Below are 12,313 nucleotides of genomic sequence, written 5' to 3' on the forward strand. Positions count from 1 at the left end.
CATCGCCCTGTCGTTCTTTTGTCGAAGATTAGCCCTTTGTCTGACGTCTTTTTCGATTCGCTGTTCTAGAGTGTCAACAATCTAGTGAGCCACCCGTGCAACAGGCAGGATATCCATGAGCGCATATCGCAGCGAATTCCGTCGTTCCATCGAGCAGCCCGAGGCCTTCTGGGCCGACCAGGCCCGGCGCCTCCCCTGGTTCACTCCGCCGCAGACCGTGCTGCGTCATGACGACCAGGGGCATGCCCGCTGGTACGAGGACGGCGAGCTCAACCTCTGTCACGCGGCACTCGACCATCATGTCGAGCAGGGGCGTGGTGACCAGGCGGCCGTCCACTGGGACTCGCCGGTCACCGGTGGCAAGCGGACCCTGAGCTTTCGCGAGATGCGCGACGAAGTGGCGCGTTTCGCCGGCGCCCTGAAGGGACTCGGCGTCGAGAAGGGCGACCGGGTCATCATCTACATGCCCATGGTGCCGGAGGCCCTGGTGGCCATGTATGCCTGTGCCCGCCTCGGCGCGGTGCACTCGGTGGTCTTCGGCGGCTTCGCGCCCCACGAACTGGCGGTGCGCATCGAGGATGCCGAGCCCAGGGTGGTGGTCGCCGCGTCCTGCGGCATCGAGGTCGACCGGGTGCTGCCCTACAAGCCCATCGTCGACGCGGCCATCGCCCAGAGTGCCTACAAGCCCGAGGCCTGCGTGGTGCTGCAGCGCGAGCAGCATCGCGCCGAGCTCGGGGCCATCGACCATGACTGGGCCGATCTGGTGGCGCGGGCGGTGCCGGCGGAGTGCGTGCCGGTGAAGGCCACCGACCCGCTCTACGTGCTCTATACCTCCGGCACCACCGGCAAGCCGAAGGGCGTGGTGCGGGACACCGGTGGCTACGGCGTGGCCCTGCACTATTCCATGGAGGTCGTCTATGACATGGCGCCGGGGGAGGTGTTCTTCTCCGCCTCCGACGTGGGCTGGGTCGTCGGCCATTCCTACATCGTCTATGCGCCACTGCTGCGCGGCTGCACCACCGTGGTCTACGAGGGCAAGCCGGTGCGCACCCCCGATGCCGGGGCCTTCTGGCGCCTCATCGCCGAGTACCGGGTGAAGGGCTTCTTCACCGCGCCCACCGCCTTTCGCGCCATCAAGAAGGAGGACCCCGAGGGCAAGCGGCTTGCCGAGCACGATACTTCCTGCCTGAAGGCGCTGTTCCTGGCCGGCGAGCGCCTCGACCCGCCGACCTTCCACTGGCTGGAGGAGCTGCTGCCGGTGCCGGTGGTCGACCACTGGTGGCAGACCGAGACCGGCTGGCCCATCGCCGCCAACCTGCAGGGGCTCGAGCCGATGCCCACCAAGGCCGGTTCGGCCACCGTGCCGGTGCCGGGCTTCGACGTGCAGATCCTGAACCGCGAGGGCCAGCCGGCAGCGGCGCTGGAGCAGGGCAGCGTGGTGATCAAGCAGCCCATGCCGCCCGGCTGCCTGACGGGCATCTGGCGCGATCCCCAGCGCTTCCACAGTGCCTACATGGCGGCCTTTCCCGGCTATTACCTGACCGGTGACGGGGGCTACTTCGACGAGGACGGCTACCTGTTCATCATGGGGCGTACCGACGACGTCATCAACGTGGCCGGGCACCGGCTCTCCACCGGCGAGATGGAGGAGGTGGTCGGGGCCCACCCGGCCGTCGCCGAATGCGCCGTGATCGGCATCCACGATGCCCTCAAGGGCCAGGTGCCGGTGGGCCTGGTGATCCCCAAGGACGGCTTCGACGGCGACGAGCTGGCCCTCGAGAACGAGCTCATCGCCCGGGTGCGGGAGTGCATCGGCCCCATCGCCTGCTTCAAGCAGGTGCTGGTGGTGGATCGCCTGCCCAAGACCCGCTCCGGCAAGATCCTGCGCAAGCTGCTGCGCAATATCGCCGACGGCCAGGCGTTCGGCATTCCCTCGACCATCGACGACCCCGCGAGCCTCGAGGATGTTCACGAGGCCATGAAGAACCGGGCGGTGGGGGAGGCCCACCAGGCGCGCCGGGTCTAACCCGCCAACGGGGACGGTCGGGGGCGCGCGGGCGGCGCGGCCCCGGCAAACAGGCCGGTTTGGCCGGAGCGGGGCGGCTGCGTATAATGCGCGCGTCTTCCGCCGGCCTCCGGCCTCACGAGGGCTCCCTCAGCCCTCGCGCAACATAGGTGCGCCCGATGTTCGTGCTCTCCGCCGCCCAGACCCGCCGCTGCCTGGCCCTGCTGGTCGGCTTCCATATCCTGGTGATCGCCGCCAGCAACTACCTGGTGCAGCTGCCGTTCACGCTGCTCGGCCTGCATACCACCTGGGGCGCCTTCAGCTTCCCCTTCATCTTCCTGGCCACCGACCTGACCGTCCGGCTGTTCGGCAAGGCGCCGGCGCGGGCCATCATCCTGCGGGTCATGGTCCCGGCCCTGGTGGTCTCCTACGTCGTCTCGGTGATCTATCCCCTGGGCAGCTTCGCCGGCCTCTCGGCGCTGGCCGACTTCGACCTCTTCGTGGCGCGTATCGCCGTGGCGAGCTTCATGGCCTATGTGCTGGGCCAGCTGCTGGACGTCACCGTCTTCGACCGCCTGCGTCGGCTGAGCGCCTGGTGGGTGGCGCCGGCGCTGTCCACGCTGCTCGGCAACCTGGCGGATACCTTCGCCTTCTTCTCCATCGCCTTCCACCGCAGTCCCGATTCCTTCATGGCCGCCCACTGGCCGGAGATCGCCTGGGTGGACTACGGCATCAAGCTGGGCATCAGCCTGGTGCTCTTCCTGCCGCTCTACGGCGTGTTGCTGGCCCGGCTGACCCGCCGGCTGGTAGACGCGACCGGAGGCGACGACCTGGCGCCGGAGCAGGCCCAGGCCCGTTCCTGATTCCCAAGGAGACCCTGATGACCATCGCGCTCAACCATCTCGACACCGGCGGCGAGGGTACGCCGCTGGTGGTCATCCATGGCCTGCTGGGCAGCGCCGACAACTGGCGCGCCCATGTCAAGAAGTGGCAGGCCGCGCGGCGGGTCATCGCCGTGGACCTGCGCAATCACGGCCGTTCGCCGCACGCCGCGGGGATGGCCTATACCCAGATGGCCGATGACCTGGTGGCCCTGCTCGACCGCCTCGATGTGCCGCGCGCCCACCTGCTCGGCCATTCGATGGGCGGCAAGGTAGCCATCAGCCTGGCACGCCTGGCGCCCGAGCGGGTGGCCTCGCTGATCGTTGCCGATATCGCCCCGCGGGCCTACGGTCATGGCCATGACGCCATCTTCGCCGGGCTGCGCCGGCTCGAGGGTGGGGCGCCGGCCAACCGCGGCGAGGCCGATGCGTTGCTCGCCGAGCATGTCGCGGAGCGCCCGGTTCGCCTCTTCCTGGCGACCAACCTGGAGCGCGCCGAGACGGGCCAGCTGCGTCTGCGCATCGGCCTGGACGAGATCGAGGGGGATTACGAGGCGATCAGGGCGGCGCCGGCCGGCGAGGGCGCCTTCCGGGGGCCGACCCTGGTGATCCGCGGCTCTCGCTCCGACTATGTCACCGATGCCATGTTGCCGGCCCTTTACGAGGTGCTGCCCGGGGCGCAGCTGGTGACCCTGGAGGCCGGCCACTGGCTGCACGCGGAGCAGCCCGAGGCCTTCCAGGACGCGGTCAATGCCTTTCTCGACCAGCGGCTCGACTGACCCTCAGGGCCGGGCGCCGGGGTCGACGGCCAGACGCCCGACCGGCAGGCGCTCGTCGATGTGCCCGGCCTCGAAAAGGAAGCGCTCGAAATCGGCGTAGCGGGATCGCGAGAGGGCGGCCGGCGCCAGGCTGAGGCGGGCGCGGATCTCTGGCCAGGCGGCGCGGTTGGCCGGCGTGTCCAGCGTCGGCTCGGCCGTCGCCAGCAGCGGCCAGCTCTCCTCGGGGTGCTCGAGGATCCAGGCGGTCGCCTCCTCGAGCGCCTCCACGAAGCGCCGGATGGCGTCCCGCTGCCGGCTCAGGTGGTTGCGGTTAGCCACCAGGACGAGCCCGTCGTGACGCGGCACGCCGAAGTCCTCCACCGGGCGCATCGTGGTCGCCAGGCCATCGTCGGCCAGCGCCCGGGGCAGCAGGTGGCGCTGCGCGCCGATCACCCCGTCCACGCGCTCCTCGCGCATGGCCTGTTCCAGCCTGAAATGCAGGTCGGGGCTGTCGATCTCCTCGCGGTCGACATCCTGGCTGGCCAGCAGGGTGGCCAGCAGGATCGCCTCGCCGTCCCGGTCGGCGTGTCCGATTCGCGTCCCGGCCAGGGTCGGTGGCGAGGGGAGGTCGGCATCGCTGCGCATCACCAGCGCGGTCAGCGGCACGCCGACCAGGGTCGCCACCCGCACCAGCGGCTGGCCGCGATGGGCGAGCAGGTGCAGTAGCGGTTGCCGGGTCACGGCGAGGTCGATACGCGAGGCGGCGAGCAGCTTGGTGGGCACATCCGGGTCGGCCGGGGTGGCGATCTCCACCGCCAGGCCGCGGTGGGCGAAGAGGTCCCGCTCTCGGGCCACGAAGAGGGCCGCGTGGCGGGGGCTGGGATACCAGTCGAGCATCACCTCGAGGCGGCGCTCCGGCGGCGGCTCGATGGGCTGCGCCGGCCCCACGGCCACGGCGGGTGCGCTGAGGCGTGTCGGGGTGTCCACCGCCGGTCCGCTGGGCAGGGTGCGGAAGGCGGCCAACGGATCCGTGGCCGGTGGCTCGCTCGGCCGTGACAGGTCGGGGACCATCACCTCGGTCTCGAGGGGCGGGAAGCGTGGGGGCCCCTCGTCGGTCTCCTGCGCAGCCACCGCTGGCGCGAGGACGAGCAGGCCGCTGACGAACAGCAGCAGGGCCCGGACCCGGGCCGGCCGGCGGCGGGAAGATGACAGCATGGCAGAGGCTCCTGCGACGTGAGGTGCGTCGTGCGACGTCCGGCGCTAGTCTATCGGCGCCGGGCGGGGGCTGGCCAGCATGCCGCTCAACGTTGCCGCGGGCTTCGCGACCTGCCGACGGTCGTGAGATAATCCCGCTCCTCTCCCGGGGCAGGACGCCATGGATTCGATCAATACCCTCTTCCTGCTCAGCGGCTTCCTGATTGCCCTGAGCATCCTCGCCAGCCGCCTTTCCACCCTGGTCGGCGTGCCCTTGCTGCTGATCTTCCTCGGGCTCGGCATGCTGGCCGGGGAAGAGGGGCTGCTGGGCATCCAGTTCGACGACTATGCGCTGGCCTTCCTGATCGGCCATCTGGCCCTGGCGATGATCCTGCTGGACGGCGGGCTGCGCACGCGGCTCAAGACCTTCCGGGTGGGCTTCAAGCCGGCGCTGTCGCTGGCCACCCTGGGGGTCTTCGTCACCAGTGCGCTGGTCGGGGCGATCGCCATGGCGGTGTTCGAGCTGACCCTGGTCCAGGGACTGCTGGTCGGCGCGATCGTCGGCTCCACCGATGCCGCCGCGGTCTTCTCGATGCTCGGCGGCCGCGGCATCAACCTCAACGAGCGGGTGGGGGCGACGCTGGAGATCGAGTCGGGGACCAACGATCCCATGGCGATCTTCCTGACGCTGATGCTGGTGGAGGTGCTGGTCGGGGACATCGGCGGGGTGCTGGAGACCGCACTCTTCTTCCTGCGCCAGTTCGGCCTGGGGATCGTCATCGGCGTGGGGGCGGGCTGGCTGATCGCGCGGCTGATCAGTTGGCTGGACCTGGCGCCGGGCCTCTACTCGCTGCTGGCCCTGGCCCTGGGGTTCTGCGTCTTCGGCCTGACCAGTGCCCTGGGGGGCAGTGGCTTCCTGGCCATCTACCTGACGGGGCTGATGATCGGCAACCGGCCCGGGCATCATCTCAACTTCATCCTGCCGGTCCATGACGGCCTGGCCTGGTTGAGCCAGATCGGCCTGTTCCTGGTGCTGGGCCTGCTGGTGACCCCCAGCGAGATGCTGGCGTATGCCCTGCCGGCCACCGCGGTGGCCCTGGCGCTGATCTTCGTGGCGCGCCCCCTGGCCGTGCTGGTGGCGATCAAGCCGTTCTTCCGCTTCCGCTGGCGGGAGGTCGGCTTCATCGCCTGGGTGGGGTTGCGCGGCGCGGTGCCCATCGTGCTGGCGATCTTTCCGGTGATCGGTGGGGTGGAGAACGCCTCGCTGTACTTCAACGTCGCCTTCGCGGTGGTGCTGCTGTCGCTGCTGATCCAGGGCGGCACGCTGCCCTGGGTCGCCCGGCGCCTGAAGGTCCAGCTGCCGCCCACGGTGACGCCCAACCGGCGCGGGCCCCTGGGGATCCAGGCGGACAACGACTTCGAGATGTTCGTCTACCTGGTCGAGAACGCCGATCTCGAGGACGTGCCGATTCGCCTGCTGCGCTTCCCCTCGGGGGCGCTGATCGCCTCGCTGTTCCGCGAGGGCGTGATGCTGCATCCCAAGGGCAGCACCCGACTGTGCCGGGGCGATGTGCTCTGCGTGATCGGCCGCACCGACGACCTGCCGGCCCTCAACCGGCTGTTCAACGGCGATGCCACGCTCAAGCGCGAGCGGGCCTTCTTCGGCACCTTCACCTTCGACGGGGCGGCGCGCATGGGCGACGTGGCCGATGCCTACGGGCTTACGCTCAGCCCCGGCGAGCAGGACATGACGCTGGCCGATTTCATCTCGCTGCGGGTCGGCGGCCACCCGGTGGTGGGCGATGACGTGGACTGGCATGGCATCCACTGGGTGGTCAGCGAGATGGATGGCAACCGGGTGACCCGGGTGGGGCTGCGCCTCTACTAGTAGCAGCCTGTCGGGTCGGGGAGCGACGGGCGCCGTGACAGCGCGGGAGGGATGGTCGAGACTGTGGCGAGTGGCAGCCTCGGAGACCGTCCCCATGAACGTCCTTGTGGTCAGCTATGTGCCGGGCAGTGACCTGCTCGTTTCCCTGGCGGTCGACCGGCCTCCGCAACCCGGTGACGTCCTGCGCGTCGGCAACCGGTCGGTACGCGTGCTGCGTGCCATCCCGCTGGTGGCCGTTCACGACCATGCCTACTCGGTGGTGGTCGCCGAACTCCCGGCCTCGGCCAGCGAGCCAGATTCCCTGGTAGCAGCGTCGCGAGTGGCCAGCGAGGGGCGCACGCCGCTTGGCTCGCCTGGCGGCGGCAGCTTGCCTCCCGCCTAGCCGGGAGCGTCAGGCGTTGTCTCGACGCGCCGTCTCCCTCGATGGATGGCGGTGCCTTCGGCACATCGGTCGGCGGTGGCTGCTCCTCGTTCCGCGCCTGCCGCTGGCTGGCCGACCCAGCGTCGGCATACCCGGGAGAGAGGCATGATTCGCCATGAGATGAACCGCCGGGGACGCGATTTCTTCGTCGGCGACCTGCACGGCGAGTATGACCTGCTGTGGGCGCGGCTGAGACGGGTCGATTTCGACGAGCGTGTGGATCGCCTGTTCTCGGTGGGTGACCTGATCGACCGGGGGCCGGCCTCGCTGGCCTGCCTGCGGCTGGCCCGTCGGCCCTGGTTCCATGGCGTGCGTGGCAATCACGAGGTGATGGCGCATGAGGCCCTGTGCGTCGATGACGCCGCCATGCCCCTGTGGCGGATCAACGGGGGTGGCTGGGCCCTGGAGGCGTCGCTCGATGAGGTCAGGCGGGTCCTGCAGGAGGCCCTGCGCCATCTGCCCTTTGCCCGTGAGGTGAGGGTGGGGGAGCGGCGTATCGGCCTGGTGCACGCCGAGCCGCCGGCGGACTGGGCGCGCATCGAGGAGTGCGACCGTCATGCGCTGGTATGGGGGCGAGAGCGAATCCGGCAGGGCGACACCACCCCGGTGACCGGCATCGATGCCGTGGTCGTCGGTCACACCATCGTGGAGGCGCCCAGGGTGCTCGGCAATGTCCACTACCTCGATACCGGTGCCTTCCTGACCGGCCGCCTGACCCTGGTCGAGGCGCGGGACCTGCTGGGATGACCCCGGCAGGGCAGGCGCTCGAGGCCTCCTCGCCGGCCATTGCATTGGATCTTGACGGTACAGGCCGCCGCGCGCGGGTCGATGCCTCCTTGTCGCCTTGGCAATCGCCCCGGGGTGTCGGTGGGCACCGTGGCGATCGGTATGCCCGGGTCAATGTCTTCTGCTTCGGCGCCTTTCACCTGGCGGTGGTCGAGTCGAGCCTGTTCGTCATCGTCGTGCTGGCGCTGGTCGAGATGCGGGTCAACGGCAACCTCGAGCGCTCGGCCGGGTTGACGGTGCTCTCCTGCGCTGGCCTCTCGGCCCTCTTCCACAGGTAGGTGAAGGCCGATGCCTCGCGGCGGCGTGGGCGGCTTCTTCGCCATCTTCGACGTCTTCCTGCTCGGGACGCACGAGGGCGCGCCGGTCTACCGGGTGTTCTTCATGGTCATCCTGTCGATGACCGTCGGCTGGCGTGATGACTGGCCGGCCCCCGCCTCGGATGCTGCCCCGATCGCTAGCCTGGGGCGATGGTGGCCTTCTGGGCAGCGGTCTACTATCAGGCGCCATCCCGGGAGTCCGCTCAGCGGAGGGTCGAGGCCCTGGCCACCCCGGACAGCCTGACCGCCATCTCGAACCGTCGCCGTCGTCGGTTGCCTGGGCGTGAGCGGCTGGCCTGGCATGATGCCGGCCCATCGACCACGCTACATCGAGGAAACCGACAAGCAGAGCACCATGGGAAACAATGGGCCGGCGTACTGGCCACTGGCCGGTGGCAGGCTCGTCCATGCGGGAGAGCGGGAGCGTTGATATGACAATGACCTTTCGGACCTTCGGCCGGTATGCCCTCAAGGCGCTCACCTGGGTGAGCTTCCTTGCCTTCATCGGCCTGGCGGCGGGCATGATCATGGTCCACGGGGAGACCGCGCAAGGCCTCGGGGACTTCTTCGCCCCGCTGGTCGTGGCGGGCCTGTTCCTGATCGCGCTGGTCTGGCTCAGCGGCAAGGGGCAGCGGGCCCTGTCACGGCCGGGATCGCGCTAGCCTGCCGGCGGGCGACGCGGCCCGGTGCGGGCCCTGTCACGGCCGGGATCGCGCTAGCCCGCCGGCGGGCGACGCGGCCCGGTGCGGGTCCTGGTAGCGTGCGATCGCCTGGCTCCGGGCGATGTGGGGCGGCGTGTCGCGGCGGCGCTCGCCATGGGGGAGCCCTTTTCGCGCTTGTTCAAGCGAGCCGACACGCGGCTGTACATAGCCAAGGACGAAGGTCGTGACCGGGTTTTAGGCGGCATGGCTGGCATCGCAGGGAGGCGTAACAGACATGGCACTCCGTTTCAGGAAACGTATCAAGGTGGCGCCTGGCCTGCGTCTCAACCTCGGCAAGTCCGGCATCGGGGCGTCGGTCGGCCCTCGCGGGGCGAGGGTCACCATCAGCAAGCGAGGGGTACACGCCAAGGTCGGCATCCCCGGTACCGGATTGTCCTATCGCTCTCGGCTGGACGGCCCGTCGGGACCAAGGCACACGGACTCGCGTCGATCCTCCGGGAGCGAGTCGAGCCCAGCCAAGCGCCTGGAGGAGGCGCTCAAGGATGGCGGGGAGATCCCGGTCGTCGTCGAGGTCGACGACAGTGGCCAGATCGACATCAGGGATGGCGCCGGAGAGCGCTTCGATGACGCGGAGTTCCGGGTACTGAAACGTTACATGGGGGATAGCCTGCGTGAACTGGTCCAGGCGGAGTGTGAACGCTTGAATGCGGAACTCGATCGGCTGGGCCGGATTCACCTGGAGACACCTCCCCCCCTGGACCAGCCCCGCTTCCAGCGCCGCACCTTTCGCACCCCCGAACCGCAGCCGGAGCCGCCGTTGAGAAAGTCGGCCTTCGCCCGATTGCTCTGGCCACCGGCCGGCCGTGCCATCGACGCCGAGAACCAGGCCCGCGACACGCGCTACCGGGAGGCGATGGACAACTGGCGCGGTGACAGGCACGTCTTCGAGCAACATGAGCTGCGCCGCCAGAAGCGCGACACCGACTGGGTGCGCCATGACATCGACGCCATGGCAGAGGTCCTCGAGGACTATCTCGGTGAGATCCCCTGGCCCCGCGAGACCGCCATCAGCTTCGACCTGGGCAGTAACGCCGCCACGGTGGCGATCGACATCGAGCTGCCGCAGGAGGACGCGTTCCCCGGCAGCGAATGGTCGATGCCGGCGGGCCAGCTCAAGGTCAGCCGCAAGGCATTACCCGCCACGCGCCGGCGCCAACTCTACCGGGACCATGCCCATGGGGTGGCCATGCGTGTACTCGGCGAAGTCTTCCACCGGCTGCCCAGCGTGAAGGTGGCCATGTTATCCGCCTATACCGATGCCCTCGATCAGGTGACGGGTAACCACGAGGAGACCTACCTGTACAGCGTTCTGGTGCCCAAGCCGGCGTGGAAGATGATCGACTTCGCCGCTCTGGATCGGCTCGACCCCGTCCAGGTGCTCGAGGCCTTCGCGCTCAGGCGCAAGTTGACCAGGACCGGCATCTTCAAGCCCATCACCCCGTTCACCCCAGCAGAGCTCGAGCAGGCGGCGTCGCTCGGGGCTGCACAGCCGGGGAGCCACCGCCAGGACACCTGATATCCGATGTCGGATCCGGACGACGCCACCACTGCCAGCGGCGTCGACCGCGGGGATGACGCCGCGGCTGGCGCTCGCGCCATGGAGCAGGGGCAGGGTGTCTCGCTGGCCGGCAGGCGGGTCCCGACGGCTCCCGCCGCCAACGAGGCGGTCATGGCGGCTAGCTGGCCAGGCAGGTGCCGTGCTGCTTATGCTAGGTTGTATCAGGCAGGAGCAGCGGAGCTGCCCTCGATGACACGCTCTGACCCAGTGGGATGGAGGCTGCCCTTCAAGCGGTGGTGACCGGTCCGATAGCTGCCGTTTTTTCCGCTCGGCGAATAGGCGGGGGAAACGAAAAAGGCGCCCGTAGGCGCCTGATTCTGAATAGGAAGTGGCGGAGGGACAGGGATTCGAACCCTGGGAAGGCTCTCACCTTCGCCGGTTTTCAAGACCGGTGCATTCAACCGCTCTGCCATCCCTCCGGCTCACGGCGATGCATCCTACCAGTTTTTCCGTGGAGGTCAAGACCGTCGTGCGATCAAGGTGTTATCCCGATACCACCGGGTCGGGTGGCCGCTGGCGCCGAGGTGGGGCATGACAGGGGAGCGGTGGCCAAGGGTGGCGGTGGCGGCGGCGATGGTGCGCGATGCCCGGATCCTGCTTGTTCGGCGCGCCCATCCCCCCAACGCCGGCTGCCTGGCCCTGCCGGGGGGCAAGGTCGAGCCCGGCGAGTCGTTGCACCAGGCGGTGAGGCGCGAGTTGCGCGAGGAGACCGGCCTCGAGGGGCGGGTGGGTGAGGTGGAGACGGCAGTGGAGGTGGTCGACCGGGACCGCCAGGGAGCACTCCGCGCCCACTTCGTCATCGTCGTGCTGCGAGTCGACTGGCGGGGCGGTGAGGCAGTGGCCGGCGACGATGCCGAGGCGCTATGCTGGATGGATATCGCCGGCATCGAAGCCGCGGGCGACACGGTCTGCGATGCCGCGGCCGAGATTGCCCGGCGGCTGCTGGCGGGGCGGCCGGCGCAGAATTGTCGTTGAAACCCGACAAGGTGTGCTTGCGTCGGCAACCGGCAGGCGGCATCCTGTGTCGTGAGAAGGGTCCATCAATAGGGAGCACTGGATCAATGGCTTACCAAGACACGCGAGTGACGAGTCAGCAGACGCAGGCCGTCAGCACCAACAAGGTGTTGCGAAACACCTACGGTCTGCTGGCGCTGACGCTGCTGTTCTCCGCCATCACGGCGGGCGGCGCCATGGCCCTGGGCATTCAGCAGATGAATATCCTGGTGTTCTTCATCGGTGCCTACGGCCTGATGTTCCTGGTCCACAAGACCGCCAATTCCGCGGCCGGCCTGCTGGCGACCTTCGCCTTCACCGGCTTCATGGGCTTCACCCTGGGGCCGATCCTCAGCGCCTACCTGACGCTGCCCAACGGCGCCCAGCTGATCATGACCGCCCTGGGCCTGACCGGCCTGACCTTCTTCGGCCTCTCGGCCGTCGCCCTGGTGACCCGCAAGGACTTCAGCTTCCTCGCCAACTTCCTGATGGCGGGTGCCATCGTGCTGATCCTCGCCATGGTCGCCGCGCTGATCTTCCAGATCCCCACCCTCTCGCTGATGGTCTCCGCCGGTTTCGTGCTCTTCGCCTCCGCGGCCATCCTCTACCAGACCAGCGAGATCGTGCATCGGGCCGGCGAGACCAACTACATTCTCGCCACCATCACCCTCTATGTGTCGATCTACAACCTCTTCGTCAGCCTGCTTTCCCTGCTGGGGATCATGAGCCAGGACTGACCGTCGCGGTTTTCCAGGCACGCGCATGGCTGGCCCCGCTACGGCGGGGCCAG

General features: G+C 68.9%; 12 protein-coding genes and 1 tRNA gene. 11 read left to right on the forward strand and 2 right to left on the reverse strand.

Annotated elements, in window-relative coordinates; all coding sequences use genetic code 11:
- The first annotated feature begins 109 nt into the window (after positions 1–109).
- From QWY76_RS03525 to QWY76_RS03535, 3 genes are all read left to right on the forward strand, one after another.
- Positions 110–2,026, forward strand: coding sequence for a propionyl-CoA synthetase (locus QWY76_RS03525; protein WP_290309899.1), 1,917 nt, complete (start codon positions 110–112; stop codon positions 2,024–2,026).
- A 158-nt stretch (positions 2,027–2,184) separates the two neighbouring features.
- The gene (locus tag QWY76_RS03530) at positions 2,185–2,868 is read left to right on the forward strand and encodes a 7-cyano-7-deazaguanine/7-aminomethyl-7-deazaguanine transporter (protein WP_290309724.1); all 684 of its coding nucleotides are present in this window, start codon (positions 2,185–2,187) and stop codon (positions 2,866–2,868) included.
- A gap of 17 nt (positions 2,869–2,885) precedes the next feature.
- Positions 2,886–3,665 (forward strand): alpha/beta fold hydrolase, encoded by a 780-nt coding sequence (locus QWY76_RS03535; protein ID WP_290309725.1) that lies wholly within the window; start codon positions 2,886–2,888, stop codon positions 3,663–3,665.
- A gap of 3 nt (positions 3,666–3,668) precedes the next feature.
- Here the strand turns inward: QWY76_RS03535 and QWY76_RS03540 are convergent, their stop codons facing one another.
- A complete protein-coding gene (locus QWY76_RS03540; RefSeq protein WP_290309726.1) occupies positions 3,669–4,859 on the reverse strand; it encodes an ABC transporter substrate-binding protein in 1,191 nt (396 codons plus the stop codon).
- A gap of 160 nt (positions 4,860–5,019) precedes the next feature.
- On the opposite strand from QWY76_RS03540, the gene QWY76_RS03545 reads away from it, so the two are divergent.
- The 6 genes from QWY76_RS03545 (at position 5,020) to QWY76_RS03570 (ending at position 10,488) form a co-directional block, all read left to right on the forward strand.
- On the forward strand, positions 5,020–6,726 hold the full coding sequence (locus tag QWY76_RS03545) for a potassium/proton antiporter (RefSeq protein WP_290309727.1): 1,707 nt from the start codon (positions 5,020–5,022) through the stop codon (positions 6,724–6,726).
- A gap of 94 nt (positions 6,727–6,820) precedes the next feature.
- Positions 6,821–7,108 carry a hypothetical protein gene (locus QWY76_RS03550; RefSeq protein WP_290309728.1) on the forward strand — a complete coding sequence of 96 codons (288 nt, stop codon included), beginning with the start codon at positions 6,821–6,823 and terminating at the stop codon, positions 7,106–7,108.
- 144 nt (positions 7,109–7,252) lie between these two features.
- Positions 7,253–7,894 carry a metallophosphoesterase gene (locus QWY76_RS03555; RefSeq protein ID WP_290309729.1) on the forward strand — a complete coding sequence of 214 codons (642 nt, stop codon included), beginning with the start codon at positions 7,253–7,255 and terminating at the stop codon, positions 7,892–7,894.
- Positions 7,891–8,211, forward strand: coding sequence for a hypothetical protein (locus QWY76_RS03560; RefSeq protein ID WP_290309730.1), 321 nt, complete (start codon positions 7,891–7,893; stop codon positions 8,209–8,211). The genes QWY76_RS03555 and QWY76_RS03560 overlap by 4 nt, the downstream gene beginning before the upstream one ends.
- A gap of 470 nt (positions 8,212–8,681) precedes the next feature.
- Positions 8,682–8,912, forward strand: a complete 231-nt coding sequence (locus QWY76_RS03565; RefSeq protein WP_290309731.1) for a hypothetical protein — start codon at positions 8,682–8,684, stop codon at positions 8,910–8,912.
- Positions 8,913–9,186: 274 nt separating this feature from the next.
- Positions 9,187–10,488 carry a DUF4236 domain-containing protein gene (locus QWY76_RS03570; RefSeq protein WP_290309732.1) on the forward strand — a complete coding sequence of 434 codons (1,302 nt, stop codon included), beginning with the start codon at positions 9,187–9,189 and terminating at the stop codon, positions 10,486–10,488.
- A gap of 371 nt (positions 10,489–10,859) precedes the next feature.
- Here the strand turns inward: QWY76_RS03570 and QWY76_RS03575 are convergent.
- A tRNA-Ser gene (locus QWY76_RS03575) sits at positions 10,860–10,949 on the reverse strand.
- A 112-nt stretch (positions 10,950–11,061) separates the two neighbouring features.
- Here QWY76_RS03575 and QWY76_RS03580 point away from each other — a divergent pair.
- Together QWY76_RS03580 and QWY76_RS03585 are read left to right on the forward strand one after the other, a co-directional pair.
- Positions 11,062–11,505 carry an NUDIX hydrolase gene (locus QWY76_RS03580; RefSeq protein ID WP_290309733.1) on the forward strand — a complete coding sequence of 148 codons (444 nt, stop codon included), beginning with the start codon at positions 11,062–11,064 and terminating at the stop codon, positions 11,503–11,505.
- 86 nt (positions 11,506–11,591) lie between these two features.
- Positions 11,592–12,260 carry a Bax inhibitor-1/YccA family protein gene (locus tag QWY76_RS03585; protein WP_290309734.1) on the forward strand — a complete coding sequence of 223 codons (669 nt, stop codon included), beginning with the start codon at positions 11,592–11,594 and terminating at the stop codon, positions 12,258–12,260.
- Positions 12,261–12,313 lie beyond the last annotated feature (53 nt).

The sequence above is a fragment of the Halomonas maura genome (genome assembly GCF_030409305.1).
Classification (GTDB): Bacteria; Pseudomonadota; Gammaproteobacteria; order Pseudomonadales; family Halomonadaceae; genus Halomonas; species Halomonas maura.

Excerpts from the sequence above, each read along its gene's own strand:
- QWY76_RS03530 (WP_290309724.1), top strand. The coding sequence starts at position 2,185 with ATGTTCGTGCTCTCCGCCGCCCAGACCCGCCGCTGCCTGGCCCTGCTG.
- QWY76_RS03535 (WP_290309725.1), top strand. The coding sequence starts at position 2,886 with ATGACCATCGCGCTCAACCATCTCGACACCGGCGGCGAGGGTACGCCG.
- QWY76_RS03540 (WP_290309726.1), bottom strand. The coding sequence starts at position 4,859 with ATGCTGTCATCTTCCCGCCGCCGGCCGGCCCGGGTCCGGGCCCTGCTG.
- QWY76_RS03545 (WP_290309727.1), top strand. The coding sequence starts at position 5,020 with ATGGATTCGATCAATACCCTCTTCCTGCTCAGCGGCTTCCTGATTGCC.
- QWY76_RS03550 (WP_290309728.1), top strand. The coding sequence starts at position 6,821 with ATGAACGTCCTTGTGGTCAGCTATGTGCCGGGCAGTGACCTGCTCGTT.
- QWY76_RS03555 (WP_290309729.1), top strand. The coding sequence starts at position 7,253 with ATGATTCGCCATGAGATGAACCGCCGGGGACGCGATTTCTTCGTCGGC.
- QWY76_RS03560 (WP_290309730.1), top strand. The coding sequence starts at position 7,891 with ATGACCCCGGCAGGGCAGGCGCTCGAGGCCTCCTCGCCGGCCATTGCA.
- QWY76_RS03565 (WP_290309731.1), top strand. The coding sequence starts at position 8,682 with ATGACAATGACCTTTCGGACCTTCGGCCGGTATGCCCTCAAGGCGCTC.
- QWY76_RS03570 (WP_290309732.1), top strand. The coding sequence starts at position 9,187 with ATGGCACTCCGTTTCAGGAAACGTATCAAGGTGGCGCCTGGCCTGCGT.
- QWY76_RS03580 (WP_290309733.1), top strand. The coding sequence starts at position 11,062 with ATGACAGGGGAGCGGTGGCCAAGGGTGGCGGTGGCGGCGGCGATGGTG.
- QWY76_RS03585 (WP_290309734.1), top strand. The coding sequence starts at position 11,592 with ATGGCTTACCAAGACACGCGAGTGACGAGTCAGCAGACGCAGGCCGTC.